The sequence below is a fragment of the Neobacillus solisequens genome (assembly GCF_051233465.1).
GTDB lineage: Bacteria > Bacillota > Bacilli > Bacillales > Cytobacillaceae > Neobacillus.
Genome location: NZ_JBKFGJ010000012.1, coordinates 1 through 19,428, shown reverse-complemented (window position 1 = coordinate 19,428; position 19,428 = coordinate 1). Strand labels below are relative to the sequence as shown.

Here is a 19,428-nt window from a genome sequence, read left to right as displayed (position 1 = left end):
AAGACACCATATCGGCTATTCTCATCCTATGTGGAAGAGATCTTACCAGGCAAAGACACATCAATATATGTCTGTAAAAATTCATCCACGATCCGTTCGTAATCGGCACGGTTTTCATTGAAGGATTGGGCATGCCGCCCGTTTTCCGCGATATAGAGCATTTTTGGCCCTCTTTTTTGCTCAAAGAGCTCATGGGTCATAGTAGGCAAAATAAAGTCATCTTTACGGCTGTGGATAAATAATACGGGATGTTTAATGTTTTCAATCACGGATATGGGTGAAACATTTCGAATCGAGTACTTGTCACGAAGGCGGAGAATGGCATCACCAATCGGGAGCAACAGGCCAGGATGTAGCTTAAAATCCTTTTTAATCAAATAGGCTAACTGCTGCTTAAAGTCAGAAAACGGACAATCAGCAATGTAAAAATCCGCTCCATCCTCAAGAAGACCGGCGTATAGAAGCATGGTTGCCGCCCCCATGGATTCCCCGTGAATGCCTAGAAGCAGATCCGACCCTTTCTCCTTTTTTAGCCAATCGACGATCGTTTTTAAATCAAATTTTTCATAATGACCAAAGCTTGTCGTTTGCCCACCCGATTCTCCGTGTCGCCGATGATCGTAAATAAGGGCATTAAACCCGCGCTCCAGAAACAGGTTCATATATTTGACGGAATTGATTTTGGTCTCCGTTACCCCATGTGAAATGATCATATATCGATTGGTTTGATGAGGTTCTACAAGTAGAGCCTTAATCTTATAGCCAAAAGGTGATGAGATTTCCACATCACGCTGAGGAAGTGCTGAGAATTCTTCAGGGTTGTATCTGCCAGCTTCCTGTTCGCGCTGTAAAATAAAATCCTCATCCTTCTTTTTCATATACATGATTCGGTTAGTAAAATATAAGGCGAGAGCCAGCCAGAAAAATAACAGGATAAATAAGGTTCGAAATGCCTTTTTCACATGCGGCACCTCCTGGAAGGTTTTACAAATTATTTTACCATAAGAAAAGCCGCTTATCCTAATGAGCGGCTTGTTATCTTTAATGGTTATTGTTCAGAGTTTTGACGCTTTGTTGGGTGAATGGCCTTTTCAATCTCTTCTGATGCGATTACCCGTTTGTCGGTACCGGCTGTTTCTGCATAGTTTTTCCCTGCTTGGCTGTTCCCTTTATCTCGTTTTTGACTCATGAGCTAATCTCCCTTCAACGTTATACACCTAATAAGATGGATGTTTTGAGGCGGGATTATTCACGAATCGGAATTCCGGTTTGATAAAGGTTAAAGAAACCGCTTTCAATCTGTCTGGAAAGATGCGGGCGAACGGCATCAATAGCTGCCATTAACTTATTAAGATCAATTCCTGTAGCAACTCCCATTCGTTCCAGCATGTAGACTACATCTTCTGTTGCGGTATTTCCACTGGCTCCTGGTGCGAAAGGACAGCCTCCCAGTCCTCCGGCAGAAGTATCAAATCGATCAATGCCAGCTTGAAGGGATGCCAGTATATTGGCAAGACCAAGTTTTCTGGTGTCATGGAAATGTGCCGTCAACAGTGTTTGATTGAATTCAGCTTTTAGTTTTGAAAACAGAGAATACGCTTCGGTGGGTGCAGCCATTCCAATGGTGTCCGCAACACTTAATTCGTCAACGCCCGCAGCGACAAATTCGCGGCATAGGTTTAAGGTATCAGTCTCATCTATTTTCCCTTCATAAGGACAATAGAACGCAGTGGAGATGCAGGCGCGGACAAAGTATTTTTTTTCCTTGAGCTCTAGAATGATGGGACGTAATTCATTAAGACTATCTAGGGTCGATTTATTAATGTTTTTTACATTAAAGCTGTTGCTGACTCCGACAAAAACGGCCACAGCTTTGCAATTGGTAGAATAAACCCTGTTGATTCCTTTGCGATTAGGGGCGAGCACTATGTTTCTAGTCTCATCATCAAGGCAATCAGCCACAATATCGGCAGCATCTCCCATTTGCAGTACCCACTTTGGAGACACAAACGAGGTCAATTCCATCTCTTTAATTCCTGCACGCTTAAGCTTGGAGATAAATTGTTTCTTGACCTCAGTCGGTACAAATTGTTTTTCATTTTGCAGCCCATCACGCGGCCCCACTTCAATGATTGTCACTTTTTTAGGTAAAGTAAACATCTGAAACCTCCCAATACAGTCATACCTTTATTGTAAAAGGAGTAAATTCAGATAATCAAGAATAAAGGTAATTTTTTGAAAAATAAGAGCGGTCGAGCAGGTCAATAAAGGACAAAACGTTTTAAAAAAATAAGAAAAGTGTCTTTCATGAAGCTGATGAAAGCCAAAACGCAACTAGAGGTGTTCTTCATCAAGTCGATGAAAGACAAAATAAATCAAGGAAACAGTCAAAATGTCTTTCATGGTGCTTATGAACGCCAAATTGAAACGGAAGATACAGAGAAGTGTCCTTCATCGGGCTTATGAAAGACAAATTGCATTGGAAATTCTAAGAAAAGGTCTTTCATGATCCTCATGAAAGCCAAAACGTAATTGAAAATCAGGAAAATCATCCTTCATCCATCAAAGAAAAGACAAAACAAATTAGTGCCCTTCATGGAAAGGGTCAACCAATGCTATAATGAAAAATATATTTGTAACACCGGGAGTGGTAAAAGATGAAGAAGAAAAATCAACCAAAATCAAAACCAAAAAAAGATGATGGTGCAGTTACACTTAAGGATATGATGAATCCTGATGTAATTAGAAAATTAAAGGAACAGCAGGACCAACTCCAAGCAGAAGCGGAGAAAAAACGGGAACTGGAAGAGCAAAGGAAGCGGGAAGAACGAAGATTAAAGGAAAAAAATAAATCGTTTGAAGAACTCTTAAATGAAAGCGGCATGAATTGGAAGGAATTTAAATAAAGGCTGAGTTAAAGAACAGTGTTGATTTTTACACTCTGTTGATTGGAGCGGAAATCAACAGACAATTTTAAAAGAGCCTAAATAAAAAAAGGGGCGGCAGAAAAAACTGTCGCCCGGAAATGTAAGTTAACGATGCTCTTGATAGGTATTAGCCTTCGTTACTTGTTTTATAAGGGAAACTTCCTCATTCGTCAAAGGCTGACTTTTAATTGCCTTGGCATTCTCTCTAACCTGTTCAGGGCTGCTTGCACCGGCAACGACAGACGCAACCACAGGATTTGCCAAATTATATTGCAGGGCTACTTCAGTAAAAGAACGCACACCTTCAACCCCTTCTTTTAGATGAGGCAGAACTTCAGACAGTTCCTCAAAAGAATAATCCAAATATCCTTTTCCGGCAGCCAATTTCTCTACCATTTTGTCACTTAAAAGCCCTTTAGCAAGCGGACCACGGGTAACCACACTTATACCATGTTCATGAAGCTGCGGCAGTACCTTTTCCTCCGGGCGGCGGTCAAGCATACTGTACTGCATCATGACTGAAACCAATCCTGATTTTGCAATGTATTCCCTAATAACATTTGGACGAATCGATGAAATTCCATAATAACGAATAAATCCCTCTGTCTTCAATTCCTCAAAAGCCTCAATCACTTCATCAATTGGATCCAGAATCGTGCCACCATGCAGTTGATACAGATCGATATAATCAGTTCCAAGCCGTTTCAAGCTATTTTTCACAGCTTCTTTTATGTATGTCTTGGATGGATCCCAGGTCCAGCCGCTTTGATCCGGTTTCCAACGGTTCCCAACTTTTGTCGCGATGATCACCTGTTCACGGACATTTTTTAACGCTTTCCCAACGATTGTTTCATTTTCACCCATATCATATAAATCGGCAGTATCAAAATAATTGATTCCTTCCTCAAGGGCAGTTTCAATAATCCGACGGGCATATATTTCATCTGTTCCAACTGACATACAGCCAAGTCCCAATTCACTTACAAATAAGTTTGAATTTCCAAGTTTCCTTTGTTTCAAAAAAATTCCCCCTTTCTTTTTACAATTTTATAAAAGAAAGGGGGAGACTACAAATATCAGGGTTTATGGACACTTTGCAGCCATTCAGAGACGGTTGCAAACTCCTTGTTATATTCTTTAAGCTTTTGAACTACTTCCCAACCCTTGCCGACAAGGATCACGCCATTGTCATGTACATATACTTTCATCCCATCCCCCCCAAGTCAAGTATGATAAAATGTATGACGGAACCTTATCGGGCTAGAACAGGAGATGATACATATGAATAAGTTAGAGGAAAAAACACTTCATAGTAAGGAAATTTTTTCAGGAAAGGTCGTCAGTCTTTATTTGGAGGATGTGGAGCTTCCAAACGGAAAGCAATCTAAGCGGGAAATTATTAAACATCCCGGTGCAGTGGCCATTTTAGCGGTTACGGATGAGAATAAAATGGTAATGGTTGAACAATATCGCAAACCATTGGAACGAACCATTGTGGAAATACCTGCAGGGAAATTGGAAAAGGGCGAAGAACCGGCTGTTTGCGCCAGACGTGAATTAGAAGAGGAGACAGGCTATGAATGTGCAAGTTTAGAATTGCTTACTTCTTTTTATACATCGCCGGGATTTGCAGATGAGATTGTCCATGTCTATTTGGCAAAAGGGCTAAAAAAGAAGGAAAATGCAGCTGGGCTTGATGAGGACGAATTTGTAAATTTGGAAGAAATTACTCTAGAGGAGGCCCTCCAATATGTACAGGAACAAAAAATTTATGATGCCAAAACGATTTATGCTGTCCAATACCTACAATTACAAGAGGCGTTGAAGCTTAGATGAATCGCTACTATGTCGATTTGCATATTCATATTGGCCGGACATGGACCGGTAAACCAGTTAAAATCACCGGATCCAAATCGCTGACCTTTACGAACATTATTGAACACGCCAGGCATGAAAAAGGGTTAAATATGATCGGAATTATTGATAGTCACTCCCCGGAAGTGATTCTCGAGATGGAGAGTCTTATTCAAAGCGGTGAAGTAGTTGAGCACCAAAATGGAGGTTTGGTCTTTGGCGATTTAACGGTCATTCCAGGTTCTGAATTAGAAATTTATGATGAACAATGCAACGGCCCCATCCATGTGCTTTGTTATATGCCGACAATCGCAAAAATGAGAGAGTTCTCGAATTGGCTTTCCGGCCATTTGAAAAATATTCAGTTGAGTTCACAGCGGGTGTATATAACGGGACTTCAATTGCAAAAGAAAACAAAAGAATTGGGCGGTATTTTTATCCCTGCTCATGTGTTTACACCGTTTAAAAGTCTCTATGGAAAAGGCGTGAATCATTCTTTAACCGAGGTGTTCGATCCAAGCCTGATCGATGGAATTGAGCTAGGTTTAAGCTCTGATACGGAAATGGCTGATCAATTAGGTGAATTACATGCGTATACCTTTGTGACAAATTCAGATGCCCATTCTCTTGCGAAAATCGCCCGCGAATATCAGGTCATAGCCATGGAGGAACCGACTTTTTTGGAATTGCAAAAAGCCTTACAAGGTGAAGATGGCAGGGGAGTAATCGCCAATTATGGATTGGACCCGTTACTAGGGAAATACCATAAAACGGTATGTGCCAACTGCTTGAATCATGTTCCAAATGATGATCAATTGTGTAACCTTTGCGGCAGTGAGAAAATCATTAAAGGTGTGGCTGACCGGATTCTTGAATTGAAAACGGCAGCAACGGGAAGGGCTGATCGGCCCCATTACATTCATCAAGTTCCGCTTGAATTTATTCCGGGATTAGGTCCGCGTCTGCTTGAAAAACTGGTCGATCACTTTGGAAGTGAAATGGCTATTTTACATGAGGTGCCCAAGGAGGCATTAGCGCAAGTGGTTCCTGAGAAAATTGCTGAATTCATTATGCAGGCCCGTGAAGGTAAAGTCCATCTGGCGGCAGGTGGCGGTGGAAAATATGGAAAAATTGCAGACCAATAAATAATAGCTAGAAACCCGGCAGTTGACCAAAAAAACTGCCGGGTTTTTAAAATCTATTAAATTAAGTCATAGAAAGACTAGAGTGGCCATAGACTGTATTAACGAATGACTTAATAGGAGGAAGCGTAAATGAAAAAACGTTTGTACCAGTCCAATGCCGCCAGTTATTTCCGCGAGTATTCCTCAATTTTTCTTTTTATTGTAGTCCTGTTTTTAATGGGAGTCATCTTTGGAGCCATTGTCGTCAATAGTATGAGCTTTACCCAAAAAGAGAATCTCTTCTATTATTTATCACAATTTTTCGGGCAGGTTTCCAATGGGGAAGTTGCTGATAACAGTGATATATTTGTGCAAAGTTTCCTCCACAACAGCAAGTTTATTGGTTTAATGTGGGTGCTGGGGATCTCCATTATTGGTCTTCCTATTATTCTCATTCTCTTATTTCTAAAAGGAATGGTAGTAGGCTTTACGGTTGGTTTCCTTGTCAGTCAAATGGGCTGGAAGGGCTTCGGTCTTGCAGTGGCCTCGATTATGCCACAAAACCTGGTGATTATTCCGATCTTTATCCTAATGTCAGCCTTTTCTGTTATTTTCTCAATGAGAATGATAAAGAAGCAATTCATGAAAAAATATGCTCAACCGATTCTGCCTTTCTTTAAAGGTTATGTTGTAGCCTTAGTAGCTGCACTGGTGTTTATATCCGTGGCTTCGGGTCTAGAAGCTTATGTATCACCGTGGTTGATGAAAACTATGATCAGTTCCTCTATGTTAAAATAATAATTATATAATAATTTATCTAATCATTTATTTATAATAATTTTATTTTGAATCTCCTTTATCATCTGTTATAATGAAAATTAACAGTGGCGAGGGAGGGACTTCACGATGGAAACTAGAATTGAGAGAATAAAGAAGCAGTTGCACTCAGCAAGCTACAAGCTTACACCTCAGCGCGAAGCAACCGTAAGAGTTTTGCTAGAAAATGAAGAGGATCATTTAAGTGCGGAAGATGTGTACCTCCTCGTTAAGGAAAAATCGCCTGAAATAGGCCTAGCAACTGTTTATCGAACGCTGGAATTATTAACGGAACTGAAAATAGTCGATAAAATAAATTTTGGTGACGGGGTTTCTCGTTATGATTTGCGTCAAGAGGGCGCAGCGCATTTTCACCATCACTTAGTCTGCATTGAATGCGGCGCTGTTGATGAAATTCAAGAAGATTTATTGGAAGACGTTGAAGCAATCGTCGAAAACAAATGGAAATTTAAAATTAAAGATCATCGCCTGACTTTCCACGGTATTTGCCATCGGTGCCAGGAAAAAAAAGTTGAGGAAAATGTTAAATAAAAAGCAAACGGTCCTTCGATAGAAAGGGCTTTTTTCTTTTGTCCTTCTTTCCGCTAATTTCTAGCTAACAAAAGGTATAAAACTTGTACAAATTGGCATACCATTTATTAGAATAGGCAGAAATTGGGGGAAAAAAGGATGTTCTCTTTTATGAAAATGGCAATGCAGACCTTAAAGGTGTTTATTATATTTACCGGATGCACGATTCTTTTCTATTATGGTATCATGTGGGTATCTGATGAATACCGAAACTATCATCGCTATGATGAACCGGAAGGATCTGCTGTGAAAGTCTCTAACGCAGTCAATCAAAAACATTCTTCCATGCTGGATCGGCTATTTTTGTTTTATTTAAATGGGGAGTAAAAATAATGGAAGAACAAGTAAACAATTTTCTAAGATATTTAAGTATTGAAGCTGTTAAGGCCAAAAATACGATTCTCTCGTATGAACGTGATTTGAAAAACTACGTGCACTATCTGAAAAAAGTAGAGTCTTTGGACACATTAAATCAAGTTCAGCGAGTACATATTATTCATTTTCTCGATTTTTTAAAGGAACAGGGAAAATCAGCAAAAACGATTGCACGTCACATCGCTTCGATTCGTGCGTTACACCAATTTTTATTAAGAGATAAAGCAACGGACCATGATCCATCTGTGCAAATCGAAACGCCAAGAATGGAAAAATCCCTTCCTAACATACTCAGTTTGCCGGAAGTAGAAACATTGCTAGCTACTCCCAATCCTGCTGATCATTATGGCATAAGGGATAAGGCGATGCTGGAGTTGTTATATGCAACAGGCATCAGAGTTAGTGAATTGATTGGTTTAGAAATGGAAGATATCCAGTTAACCATGGGATTTATCCGATGCAAAGGCAAAAACGATAAAGAACGAATTATACCGATAGGGAAAACGGCCACAGAAGCAGTATCAACTTATTTAGAAAAAGGGAGACCTCATTTTGTCTCAAAAAAACACCAAGATACGGCATTGTTTCTCAATCATCAAGGAAAGCGAATGACTCGGCAGGGATTTTGGAAAATCTTAAAAAGGTTGGCAGCCGAAGCAGGCATTGCTACAGAACTGACACCCCACACATTAAGACATTCCTTTGCTGCGCATTTAATTGAAAATGGCGCAGATTTAAGAGCAGTCCAAGAGATGCTTGGACATGCAGATATCTCTACGACACAGATCTATACAAGCATTACGAAAACAAGGCTAAATGATGTATATCGAAAATTTCACCCGCGGGCTTAATATATTTACAGTTTTATAGAGATGTTCACATAAATGTTAGAAAGCTGCTGTAGTTTTAGCAGCTTTTTTCTTGTAATTTTCGATATATCTAGTAAAATAAAGAAGTCAGACTTCTGACAAATATGTAGTCATTTGTAGGTTAAATAGACCTAAATAGGGAATCCTATTTATGTCTAATGTTTTCTTGGAATTGTAAACGGTGTCAAAATAAAAAGGAGGAATTTGTAAATGGCAGCAAATACATATAAACGTATTTTTATCATTGTAATGGATTCCGTAGGGATTGGGGAAGCACCTGATGCTGAAAGGTTCGGAGATAAAGGAGCAAATACATTCGGTCATATAGCGGAGAAAATGAATGGTCTAAACATGCCGAATATGGGAAAATTAGGATTAAGTAATATTCTTGAAATTAAGGGAATTGAAAAAGCAGAAAAGCCGCTTGCTTTTTATACAAAGATGATGGAAGCTTCAAACGGCAAGGATACAATGACAGGCCACTGGGAAATCATGGGTTTGAATATCCAAACTCCATTCCAGGTATTTCCTGATGGGTTCCCAGATGAACTTCTGTCAGAAATAGAAAAGAGAACAGGCCGGAAAATTATCGGTAATAAGCCTGCCAGTGGAACAGAGATTCTCGATGAACTTGGCGAAGAACATATGAAAACCGGAGCATTAATTGTCTATACTTCAGCAGATTCTGTGTTGCAAATTGCGGCGCATGAAGAAATTGTTCCACTTGAAGAGTTGTATCAGATTTGTAAAATAGCTCGTGAATTAACGCTTGATGAAAAGTATATGGTTGGAAGAGTAATCGCTCGTCCATTCCTCGGTGGGCCGGGTAACTTTAAGCGGACAGCCAATCGTCACGACTACGCTTTAAAGCCATTTGACCGTACCGTTATGAGTGAATTAAAGGACTCTGGCTTTGACGTCATCGCAATCGGAAAAATTTCCGATATTTATGATGGCGAGGGTGTAACGAAATCAATGAGAACGGTTTCGAATATGGATGGTATGGATAAGCTGGTTGAAACATTAGATATGGACTTCAATGGAATCAGCTTTTTAAATCTCGTTGATTTTGACGCTTTGTACGGACATCGCCGTGATCCAATCGGTTATGGAAAAGCCTTAGAAGAGTATGATGCAAGGCTATCGGAAGTCTTTGAAAAGATGAAGGAAGATGATCTATTAATGATCACTGCGGATCATGGAAATGACCCAGTAGCTCCTGGAACAGACCATACCCGTGAATATGTACCGTTGTTAGTTTATTCGAAAAGGATAAAAGAAGGTAAAGAATTGCCTTTAAGAGAAACGTTTGCTGATCTGGGCGCTACGGTAGCTGACAATTTTAAAGTGAAAATGCCGCAAAATGGTAAAAGCTTTTTAAACGAAATGGAATAAGTAATGATTAATAAATCGTAAAGTGGTGATTGATAATGAGAATGGTTGATCTGATCGAGAAAAAACGTGACGGACTTGAATTAACCACAGAGGAAATTAATTTCATTATTCAAGGATATACAGAAGGCTCAATTCCTGATTATCAAATGAGTGCCTTAACGATGGCAATCGTCTTTAGAGGAATGACAGAACAAGAACGTGCTGATTTAACCATGGCGATGGTGAAATCAGGTGATGAAATCGATTTATCGCAAATCGAAGGAATTAAAGTAGACAAACATTCAACGGGCGGTGTCGGGGATACGACAACCTTGGTATTAGGACCACTTGTCGCCGCCGTTGGCGTTCCTGTTGCGAAAATGTCGGGCCGTGGTTTGGGTCACACGGGTGGCACCATTGATAAGTTAGAATCGGTAGCTGGATTCCACGTCGAAATTGATAACGCTGAGTTTATTGACTTAGTAAATAAAAATAAAATCGCTGTTATTGGTCAAAGCGGCAACCTGACACCTGCGGATAAGAAGCTTTATGCACTGAGAGATGTTACGGCAACGGTTGAAAGCATTCCACTTATTGCCAGCTCGATCATGAGTAAGAAAATTGCTGCTGGAGCTGATGCAATTGTTCTAGATGTAAAAACAGGCGCAGGTGCCTTTATGAAAACACTAGATGATTCCCGCGAATTGGCTAAAGCCATGGTGCGAATTGGAAATAATGTCGGCAGAAGAACAATGGCGGTTATTTCTGATATGAGTCAACCGCTCGGATTTGCAATTGGAAATGCGCTTGAAGTAAAGGAAGCCATCGATACATTAAAAGGTCAAGGACCAGAAGATTTAACCGAGCTTTGTTTAACACTTGGCAGCCATATGGTGTACGTAGGCCAAAAAGCCGGTTCACTGCAAGAAGCTAGAACCATGTTGGAAAATGCAATAAACAATGGTACAGCACTTGCCAAGTTAAAAGAATTCTTAACCTCTCAAGGCGGAGATGCTTCCATTGTAGATGATACTTCCAAATTGCCGCAGGCTAAATTTGTATTTGAACTGGAGGCACAACAAGATGGCTATGTATCTGAAATCGTCGCTGATGAAGTTGGAACAGCAGCCATGTTGCTAGGTGCAGGTAGGGCTACGAAAGAATCAAACATCGACCTTGCAGTAGGATTGGTCTTACGAAAAAAAATCGGAGACCAAGTCAAAAAAGGTGAATCCTTAGTAACCATCTACAGTAACTTCGAAGACGTAGCTGAAGTGAAACATAAGCTATACGAGAATATCAAGATTTCAACAAATATAGTAGCAGCCCCAACCCTCATCCATGAGGAAATAACAGAATAGAGAACTGTTTAAAAAGTAGAAAGGGTGACAGGACCATGTGAAATTTCCACATGGTACCTGTCACCCGTTTTTTTTTATAGGTCTGTTAAACTTGGCTGTTGATTTGCGCTCCAGGTGCTTCGCTTTCCGTGGGCGTTTCGGCGAGCCTCCTCGGCGCTTGCGCCTGCGGGGTCTCTCCAGAACCTTACTCCCACAGGAGTCTTCGCACCTTCCGCTCCAATCAACAGAGTTTAAAAAATCAACACTGTTCTTTAACACAGCCTTTTTATAAAAAAATAACAGGAAATAATTGTATAAAGTATTTGTTTTTGGAAAAAATGTTGGCTATACAGAATGGAGGGTTATGCGAATGAAACGATTGGTCTATTTGATCATTACTTTATTAATGTTTTCCAGTGTAGGGGCTCCGTCTGCTTTTGCGGCTGAGGAGAAAAAGGGAACTGATATTGTTGCAGGTGTCAGATCTGCCATCTTGATTGAACGTGATACCGGGAAGGTTCTTTATGAGAAAAATAGCAATGAGAAGCTTCCGCCAGCAAGTATGACAAAAATTATGACGATGTTATTAATCATGGATGCCCTTGATAAAGGGAAGTTGAGCTGGAAGGAAAAAATCCGTACCAGTGAATATGCGGCCTCCATGGGTGGTTCGCAAATTTTCCTTGAACCCGGTGAGGAAATGACAACCGAGGAAATGCTAAAAGGCATTGCCATTGGTTCTGGAAACGATGCTTCAGTGGCCATGGCCGAACGGATTGCCGGTTCTGAGGAAGCCTTCGTGGATATGATGAATCAAAAAGTAAAGGAATTAGGTTTAAAAAATACAGTCTTTAAAAATACTACTGGGCTGCCGGAAAGCGGGCATTATAGCTCAGCACATGATATGGCAGTCATGGCAAAAGAGCTTTTAAAATACGAGGATATTACTAAATTTACGGGTTTATATGAAGCTTATCTTAGAGAAAATACCGATAAAAAGTTTTGGTTGGTCAATACCAATAAATTGGTCCGTTTCTACCCTGGGGTGGATGGATTAAAGACGGGCTTTACTGCGGAAGCAAAATATTGCCTTACCGCCACCGCTCAAAAAAATGGGATGCGTGTCATTGCCGTGGTGTTTGGAGCTCCTACCTCAAAGGAACGTAATGCTCAGGTAACCAAGATGCTTGATTATGCCTTTAGTCAATATCAAACTCATTCCATCTATAAGCGCAATCAGGCTATAGGTGAAGCTAAAATCAGCAAGGGGCAGGAAAAAACCGTCAAGGCTGTCACAAGTGAACCCCTTTCATTGTTAACCAAAAAAGGTGAAAAGACGGAAAATGTAAAACGTAAAGTCATTATGCAAAAAAATCTTAATGCCCCCATCCATAAGGGAGATAAAGTAGGGACCATTAAGCTGATCCAGGATGGAAAAGTGATTCTTGAAAGTCCACTTGTTGCAAAATCAAATGTAAACGAGGCAAGTTGGTGGACTCTTTATAAGCGTGCTTTTGGAATGTTTTCAAAAGCGGGTAAATAAAACCCATGCCAATGTCGAATGTCGAAGGGATTTCACTTCTTTTAGCGAATTACAACTAGTTTTGTATCATGGGAAGGAATTTATTGGACACAAGGCGAATTGACTCACTATACCTTAGAAAAGCGGCAGCACCTTTGTGCTATTGCTTATACAAGATTAAGGAGGCCGAGATAGTGAGTCTAAACATTGAACTAGAAACAAGGCATGACGTTTTATGTATTCGTCTTAGCGGTGAATTAGATCATCATACAGCAGACGAGCTTCGAGAATCATCTACTGCTGTGATTGAAAAGAATGGAATTCGTCATATTGTTTTGAATCTGGAACAGCTAACCTTCATGGATAGCTCTGGTTTGGGTGTTATTTTAGGACGATATAAACAAATTAAACAGGTGCACGGTGAAATGGTCGTTTGTGCAATTTCCCCTGCAATACAAAGGCTATTCGACATGTCCGGTCTGTTTAAAATTATCAAAATGGAGCCGACGGAAGAGTTTGCATTGCAAAGATTGGGGGTGGCCTGAATGAAGAATGAAATGACCCTTCAATTCAGTGCTTTAAGTCAAAATGAATCATTTGCTCGTGTAACTGTTGCCGCATTTATTGCCCAACTGGACCCAACTATGGATGAACTGACCGAGATTAAGACAGTTGTTTCCGAGGCAGTAACAAATGCAATTATCCATGGTTATGAAAATGACGCAAACGGTGTTGTTTATATCCATGTTGAAATTAAAGATAGCTTAATCAATCTGTCCATTAAAGATAATGGACTAGGAATTGTTGATGTGGAGGAAGCTCGACAGCCATTATTTACAACGAAGCCGGAATTGGAACGTTCCGGTATGGGTTTCACCATCATGGAAAATTTTATGGATGAGGTAGAGGTTCATTCACAACCAGGTATAGGAACCGAAGTTAGACTCAGGAAGCATTTAAAATCCAGCAAAATGCTTTGCAATTAAGGAGACTTGCCAATGGATGTGGAGGTCAAGAACAATCAAAATCAAACATTCTTAAAGGACCAGGAAGTCAAGGAACTCATTAAAAAGAGTCAAGACGGAAACCAAGATGCCAGAGATTTAATAATCGAAAAAAATATGCGCCTTGTCTGGTCTGTTGTCCAACGATTTCTAAATAGAGGGTACGACCCTGATGATCTGTTCCAAATTGGTTGTATCGGGCTGTTAAAATCTGTTGATAAGTTTGACCTATCTTACGATGTTAAATTTTCCACATACGCAGTACCGATGATCATTGGTGAAATCCAACGATTTATTCGTGACGACGGGACAGTGAAGGTCAGCCGTTCCTTAAAGGAAATGGGAAACAGAATTCGCAAAGCAAAAGATGAGCTTTCCAAAACACTGGGGAGGATACCCACAGTTAATGAGATCTCAACACATCTTGAACTTTCACCTGAAGATGTCATTCTCGCTCAAGAGGCAAGTCGAACACCTTCATCTATTCACGAAACCGTCTATGAAAATGATGGGGATCCTATCACATTATTAGACCAAATTGATGATGGGAATGAAGGGAAATGGTTCGATAAAATTGCCTTAAAAGAGGCAATTCGGGAATTGGATGAACGCGAAAGACTGATTGTTTATTTGCGATATTACAAAGATCAAACTCAATCAGAAGTCGCCTTAAGACTGGGTATCTCACAGGTGCAGGTTTCAAGATTAGAGAAAAAAATCTTACAGCAAATGAAAGACCATATGGATCTATAATCCATGTGGTCTTTTTTTCATAAAAAAAGGGAATTTTACTCATACTACTGATACGAGAATTTTTGTGTGGGAAGTGAATGTTTTGGAAAAAACAATCTATATTCGCATGCGGAATCGAGTTCAAACCCGGCCAGATCATCATGTTTTATTAAAAGATGTGGCACAAATTATTGCCGCAGAGGATTTGCTGCCCCATTTGTCCTCAATGATTGTTCACCAAGTATCAGACCACGATGGTAACATTGTCATTATCGATGTTATGAAGGTCATTCAATTGGTTTCCGCTCAATACCATGATTTAGAAGTCCAAACAATCGGTCCTGCCCAAACCATCGTAGAGGTAGTGACAAAGAAAAAAGGAGTGTCGATTCCTTTTTTTCTTTTAATTTGGTTTCTATTATTTTTTGGCTCCGCCATGACACTAATGAACTTTCATGACGATGTTAGCATGAAAAGTGTACAGGAAAAAATATATACCATCATTACCGGAAAACGAGAGGTAAAACCATTGCTATTTCAAATACCTTACTCCATTGGATTGGGGTTAGGCATGATTTTATTTTTTAATCATGTCTTTAAAAAACGAATCAATGACGAACCAAGCCCTTTAGAAGTAGAAATGTTTAATTATCAAATGGATTTAGATAATTATGTCATTATCCATGAAAATAAAGAAAGCATGAAACGCGTCTATGACGATTAAAATTTTGGCCACTCTTTTTCTGGGATTTGCAAGCGGCTTGGCAGTTGGTTCCGGGTTTGTTGCATTTCTGACGGTTCTAGGAGTCATACCAAGATTAACCCAGTTATCTAAAACCATGAAAATGATTCATCATTACGAAATGTCCGTTATTATTGGGGCTGTTACAGGGGTTGTTGCCAGTTTAAGGGATCCTGCGTTCAATGTTTCAGCCCTTTTTTTAATCCCATTGGGTCTTGCCGGAGGCGTCTTTGTGGGCATGCTTGCAGCAGGACTAACCGAAGCTTTAAATGTATTTCCGATTTTGGCAAAAAGGATTCGATTAGATGGAAAAATTGTTATTTTAATTATGGCCATCGTTCTAGGGAAAATTTTTGGATCCATTTTCCAATGGCTATACTTTGTCCATCACTAAAAAATCACCCAGAAAGGACTACCAAATATGAGTAGAGAAAGGCGTGTCATATTAGTTACTGATGGTGATGAATATACCAAAAGGACTCTGGAGCAGGTTGCCAAGAAAATTGGTGGACGCTGCATTTCTAAGTCTCAAGGAAATCCATCCAAACTGACTGGTGCTGAATTAGTGAATTTAATCAAAAAGGCACAAAATGACCCTGTTTTGGTAATGTTCGATGACAGTGGAATGGTTGGAGAGGGGGCCGGTGAAAATGCCCTCAAATATGTAGCCTTACATAAAGATATTATAGTTCTAGGGGCAATTGCTGTTGCGGCGAAATCTAGACATGCGGAGTGGACAAGAGTCGATGTTTGTATCGATCGTGACGGTAATCTAACCCCGTATGGTGTAGATAAACATGGTATACCAGAACTTGAAATTGGCAGAATAAATGGAGATACAGTCTATAGTCTGGATGAATTGGATATCCCCATTATTGTTGGTATTGGGGATATCGGCAAAATGGCCAGACATGATTCATATAAGCTAGGTTCTCCGATTACAGAGAAAGCTGTTGAACTTATCCTTGAAAGGAGTGGTTTTTATGACACAAAAGCAGGAAGAGAAATGGCCGATCCCGGAATCAGTCCATGAAGTTGAAAATTATATGAAACAACGGGTCGGACTTGGGGTAAGCTTTGATTTCGGAGTCCGTAAGTTACAAATATTAAAAAAAGAAGTCCAAATTTATTATGTGAACGGGTTATGTGATACTAGATTTATTATTGAATTAATAGAAGAGCTTGTCCAAATCAACGATCATGAAAAGCTTTCAACAGATGTTTTTAAGATTATTGAAAATAGATTAGTCAATCAATCAGTCGATAAGGCAGAAACACTTGATTTGGTAGTGACACAAGTATTGTCAGGCCTAATTGCTGTTGTAGTTGAAGGGTATAGTACCGCGTTTATTGTAGATGTACGAAGTTATCCAGGGCGTTCTCCGCAAGAACCGGATACAGAAAAGGTGGTAAGGGGAGCGCGTGACGGGTTCGTAGAAAATATTATCCTTAACACAGCGCTAACGCGAAGGAGAATCCGGGATGAGCGGCTCCGTTTCGAAATGCACAAGGTGGGTGTCCGTTCTAAAACTGATGTGGCACTCGGATATATAGAGGATGTAGCGGACCCGGATTTACTAAATATCCTTAGAAAAGAACTAAGCGAAATTAATATAGACGGAATCCCGATGGCAGACAAAACTTTGGAAGAATTTATTGTCAAACAAGGAATAAACCCATATCCCTTAGTACGGTATACAGAGAGAGCAGATGTTGCAGCTGCGCATATTTTAGAGGGACATGTGGTGATCTACTGCGATACCTCACCTAGTGTCATCATCACCCCTACAACATATTTTCATCATGTTCAACATGCTGAAGAATTTCGGGAATCTCCAGCTATGGGTACATTTGTTCGTTGGACCCGATTCTTGGGTGTATTAACTTCTATTTTTATGTTGCCGTTATGGCTCCTATTTGTACTTGAACCTTCTCTGTTACCGCAAAAGTTGGCCTTTATCGGACCAAATGAGCAAACCAATATTCCAATTATCATTCAACTGTTCCTAGCTGATTTTGGAATTGAATTTTTACGGATTGCTGCCATACATACACCAACACCGTTGTCGACAGCGATGGGACTTATTGCTGCTGTATTAATCGGTCAAATTGCCATAAGTGTTGGGTTATTTGTACCTGAAGTCATATTATATGTAGCAGTTGCGGGGATTGGAACCTTTACGACACCGAGCTATGAATTGAGTGTGGCCAATAAAATTGCCAGAATGATTTTAATGCTGTTAGTCGCCTTTTTCCATACTCCAGGATTTATTATTGGTACAACGCTGTTTCTCATTTTGTTAGTCAATATGAGAGCATTAAATACACCTTATTTATGGCCGTTTCTTCCATTTGAACCAAAAGGGTTTTTACAAATCATCTTTCGCAGGGCAATACCGGGTGCTGTTCTTAGACCAAGTATTGTTCACCCAAGGAACAGGTATCGGCAGCCACCTAATGGATAAATTCCCATTAAAAAAAATTGCGCAAAATTTACAGTTGTGCTAAAGTAATTTTAATTAAATAAAGGGCTAAAGTTTTTAAAATAGGCAGTTTCTATTTAAGATTCTGTCTATTTGTTTATATTTATTATGATTGTCTACATATGATGTAGTAGTCGTGATGGAGAGAGGGAAAGGGAATGTACTTTTACGGGACAACAGGCGTTAATAAAAACGGCCACTTGGAAATTGGAGGAGTCGACGCCGTCGAACTGGCAACTAAATTTGGTACTCCTTTATATGTATATGATGTGGCTTTAATAAGAGAGAGAGCTCGCGCCTTTAAACAAGCTTTTATTGAGCAAAATATAAAGTTTCAAGTTGCATATGCCAGTAAAGCTTTTTCAACAGTAGCCATGGTTCAGCTTGCAGAAGAAGAAGAATTATCATTAGATGTAGTCTCTGGAGGGGAATTATATACAGCTATTGCTGCAGGATTTCCACCTGAGAAAATCCATTTTCATGGTAATAACAAAAGCCGAGAAGAACTAGAAATGGCATTGGATAGCCGAATCGGCTGTATTGTTGTAGATAATTTTTATGAAATCGGTCTATTAAAAGAGATCTGTCATGAAAAAAATGTGAATGTAAATATTTTATTGAGAATCACTCCGGGAATTGAGGCCCATACACATGATTATATTTTGACGGGGCAGGAGGATTCTAAATTTGGCTTTGATCTTCAAAACGGTCAGGCGGAGCAAGCTTTAGCTGAAGTATTAACATTTCACCAGTTTAATGTTTTAGGCCTTCATTGCCACATTGGCTCCCAAATCTTTGAAACAACTGGCTTTTTACTTGCTGCTCAAAAAATAGTTGAAAAGATGGCCGATTGGAATCATAAGTTTTCTTTTGAAGCCCAGGTGTTAAATTTAGGTGGTGGCTTTGGTATCCGATATACAAAGGAAGATGAGCCTATTCAGCCTTCCCAATATGTTAGTGAAATTATCAAAGAAGTAAAAAAGCTGACAGAACAATATCAGCTTTCGATGCCGGAAATTTGGATTGAACCGGGGCGTTCAATGGTGGGAGATGCGGGAATCACGTTATATCATACCGGTTCTTCCAAAGATGTGCCTGGTGTCAGAAAATATCTTGCAGTCGATGGCGGCATGAGTGATAATATTCGTCCCTCTCTCTATCAGGCTAAATATGAGGCTGTGTATGCAAATCGCCCATTAGCACAGTCAGAAGAGACTGTTTCCATAGCAGGTAAATGCTGTGAATCAGGGGATATGTTGATTTGGGATCTACCCTTGCCGCAATCAGCGGAAGAAGACATACTAGCGGTCTTCTGTACGGGTGCATACGGCTATTCCATGGCAAACAACTATAACCGTATTCCAAGACCAGCCGTAGTCTTTGTTGAGAACGGTCAAGCAACGCTTGTAGTAAAAAGAGAAACATATGAAGACTTAGTAAAACTGGATCTACCACTAAAGTAAAAGCTGCCGCGAAATGATATGCCCCGTAAATGTTAGACACCAATCTGACATTTACGGGGGTTTTTTTATGGCCAAATTTACTGGAGAAGAAACCAAGGGATTGAAGCTTTCCAAAAAAACTATACAAACTATTCCCTTGAGTATAAAATTGGTGTACTAAATTATATGAACGAAACGGGTACATCATCTTACGATGCAGCGGCGATATTCAA

The 19,428-nt window shown here is 39.9% G+C and carries 23 protein-coding genes; 18 read left to right on the top strand and 5 right to left on the bottom strand.

Translation table 11 applies throughout. The annotated features are described in order from the left end of the window. Positions 1–26 precede the first annotated feature (26 nt). From ACI3K6_RS13655 to ACI3K6_RS13645, 3 genes are all read right to left on the bottom strand, one after another. Positions 27–962 (bottom strand): alpha/beta hydrolase, encoded by a 936-nt coding sequence (locus ACI3K6_RS13655; RefSeq protein WP_435555263.1) that lies wholly within the window; start codon positions 960–962, stop codon positions 27–29. Between the two features lie 86 nt (positions 963–1,048). Beyond that, complete coding sequence (locus tag ACI3K6_RS13650; protein WP_335474309.1) at positions 1,049–1,189, bottom strand: hypothetical protein; 141 nt, start codon at positions 1,187–1,189, stop codon at positions 1,049–1,051. Between the two features lie 56 nt (positions 1,190–1,245). Continuing rightward, positions 1,246–2,160, bottom strand: a complete 915-nt coding sequence (locus ACI3K6_RS13645; RefSeq protein ID WP_435555262.1) for a hydroxymethylglutaryl-CoA lyase — start codon at positions 2,158–2,160, stop codon at positions 1,246–1,248. Positions 2,161–2,657: 497 nt separating this feature from the next. On the opposite strand from ACI3K6_RS13645, the gene ACI3K6_RS13640 reads away from it, so the two are divergent. Next, positions 2,658–2,906, top strand: a complete 249-nt coding sequence (locus tag ACI3K6_RS13640) for a YqkE family protein (protein ID WP_435555261.1) — start codon at positions 2,658–2,660, stop codon at positions 2,904–2,906. 126 nt (positions 2,907–3,032) lie between these two features. Here ACI3K6_RS13640 and ACI3K6_RS13635 read toward each other — a convergent pair whose 3' ends face one another. Next, positions 3,033–3,947, bottom strand: coding sequence for an aldo/keto reductase (locus tag ACI3K6_RS13635; RefSeq protein ID WP_435555260.1), 915 nt, complete (start codon positions 3,945–3,947; stop codon positions 3,033–3,035). Positions 3,948–4,003: 56 nt separating this feature from the next. Then, positions 4,004–4,135, bottom strand: a complete 132-nt coding sequence (gene mciZ, locus ACI3K6_RS13630) for a Z-ring formation inhibitor MciZ (protein ID WP_335482290.1) — start codon at positions 4,133–4,135, stop codon at positions 4,004–4,006. Between the two features lie 73 nt (positions 4,136–4,208). On the opposite strand from mciZ, the gene ACI3K6_RS13625 reads away from it, so the two are divergent. The 17 genes from ACI3K6_RS13625 to lysA all read left to right on the top strand — a co-directional run bounded on the left by ACI3K6_RS13625 (position 4,209) and on the right by lysA (position 19,216). Next, the gene (locus ACI3K6_RS13625) at positions 4,209–4,763 is read left to right on the top strand and encodes an NUDIX hydrolase (RefSeq protein WP_335482292.1); all 555 of its coding nucleotides are present in this window, start codon (positions 4,209–4,211) and stop codon (positions 4,761–4,763) included. Continuing rightward, complete coding sequence (locus ACI3K6_RS13620) at positions 4,760–5,926, top strand: endonuclease Q family protein (protein ID WP_435555259.1); 1,167 nt, start codon at positions 4,760–4,762, stop codon at positions 5,924–5,926. The genes ACI3K6_RS13625 and ACI3K6_RS13620 overlap by 4 nt, the downstream gene beginning before the upstream one ends. Positions 5,927–6,055: 129 nt before the next feature. Further along, positions 6,056–6,703 (top strand): stage II sporulation protein M, encoded by a 648-nt coding sequence (gene spoIIM, locus ACI3K6_RS13615; protein WP_435555258.1) that lies wholly within the window; start codon positions 6,056–6,058, stop codon positions 6,701–6,703. A 108-nt stretch (positions 6,704–6,811) separates the two neighbouring features. Further along, positions 6,812–7,273, top strand: a complete 462-nt coding sequence (gene fur / locus ACI3K6_RS13610; protein ID WP_335482298.1) for a ferric iron uptake transcriptional regulator — start codon at positions 6,812–6,814, stop codon at positions 7,271–7,273. Positions 7,274–7,411: 138 nt separating this feature from the next. Continuing rightward, positions 7,412–7,639 carry a YqzK family protein gene (locus tag ACI3K6_RS13605; protein WP_335482300.1) on the top strand — a complete coding sequence of 76 codons (228 nt, stop codon included), beginning with the start codon at positions 7,412–7,414 and terminating at the stop codon, positions 7,637–7,639. A 5-nt stretch (positions 7,640–7,644) separates the two neighbouring features. Beyond that, entirely contained in the window at positions 7,645–8,538 is an 894-nt protein-coding gene (gene xerD, locus ACI3K6_RS13600) for a site-specific tyrosine recombinase XerD (RefSeq protein ID WP_435555257.1), read from the top strand. Between the two features lie 228 nt (positions 8,539–8,766). Beyond that, positions 8,767–9,951: a phosphopentomutase gene (gene deoB, locus ACI3K6_RS13595; RefSeq protein WP_435555256.1), complete on the top strand. Its 1,185-nt coding sequence runs from the start codon at positions 8,767–8,769 to the stop codon at positions 9,949–9,951. Positions 9,952–9,986: 35 nt separating this feature from the next. Further along, positions 9,987–11,291, top strand: a complete 1,305-nt coding sequence (locus ACI3K6_RS13590) for a pyrimidine-nucleoside phosphorylase (RefSeq protein ID WP_335482306.1) — start codon at positions 9,987–9,989, stop codon at positions 11,289–11,291. A gap of 349 nt (positions 11,292–11,640) precedes the next feature. Continuing rightward, positions 11,641–12,813, top strand: a complete 1,173-nt coding sequence (locus ACI3K6_RS13585; protein WP_335476567.1) for a D-alanyl-D-alanine carboxypeptidase family protein — start codon at positions 11,641–11,643, stop codon at positions 12,811–12,813. A 173-nt stretch (positions 12,814–12,986) separates the two neighbouring features. Next, positions 12,987–13,337, top strand: a complete 351-nt coding sequence (spoIIAA, locus tag ACI3K6_RS13580; RefSeq protein WP_335476566.1) for an anti-sigma F factor antagonist — start codon at positions 12,987–12,989, stop codon at positions 13,335–13,337. Continuing rightward, positions 13,338–13,778, top strand: coding sequence for an anti-sigma F factor (gene spoIIAB / locus ACI3K6_RS13575; RefSeq protein ID WP_335476565.1), 441 nt, complete (start codon positions 13,338–13,340; stop codon positions 13,776–13,778). A gap of 12 nt (positions 13,779–13,790) precedes the next feature. Further along, the gene (sigF, locus tag ACI3K6_RS13570) at positions 13,791–14,549 is read left to right on the top strand and encodes an RNA polymerase sporulation sigma factor SigF (RefSeq protein ID WP_435555255.1); all 759 of its coding nucleotides are present in this window, start codon (positions 13,791–13,793) and stop codon (positions 14,547–14,549) included. A gap of 82 nt (positions 14,550–14,631) precedes the next feature. Further along, complete coding sequence (locus ACI3K6_RS13565; protein WP_435555254.1) at positions 14,632–15,252, top strand: stage V sporulation protein AA; 621 nt, start codon at positions 14,632–14,634, stop codon at positions 15,250–15,252. Further along, a complete protein-coding gene (locus tag ACI3K6_RS13560) occupies positions 15,242–15,664 on the top strand; it encodes a stage V sporulation protein AB (protein WP_335476562.1) in 423 nt (140 codons plus the stop codon). Before ACI3K6_RS13565 ends, ACI3K6_RS13560 begins: the two co-directional genes overlap by 11 nt. A gap of 27 nt (positions 15,665–15,691) precedes the next feature. Beyond that, complete coding sequence (spoVAEA, locus tag ACI3K6_RS13555) at positions 15,692–16,303, top strand: stage V sporulation protein SpoVABEA (RefSeq protein ID WP_435555253.1); 612 nt, start codon at positions 15,692–15,694, stop codon at positions 16,301–16,303. Then, positions 16,254–17,735: a spore germination protein gene (locus tag ACI3K6_RS13550; protein WP_435555252.1), complete on the top strand. Its 1,482-nt coding sequence runs from the start codon at positions 16,254–16,256 to the stop codon at positions 17,733–17,735. The genes spoVAEA and ACI3K6_RS13550 overlap by 50 nt, the downstream gene beginning before the upstream one ends. A gap of 176 nt (positions 17,736–17,911) precedes the next feature. Beyond that, positions 17,912–19,216, top strand: a complete 1,305-nt coding sequence (lysA, locus tag ACI3K6_RS13545; protein ID WP_435555251.1) for a diaminopimelate decarboxylase — start codon at positions 17,912–17,914, stop codon at positions 19,214–19,216. Positions 19,217–19,428: the final 212 nt, after the last annotated feature.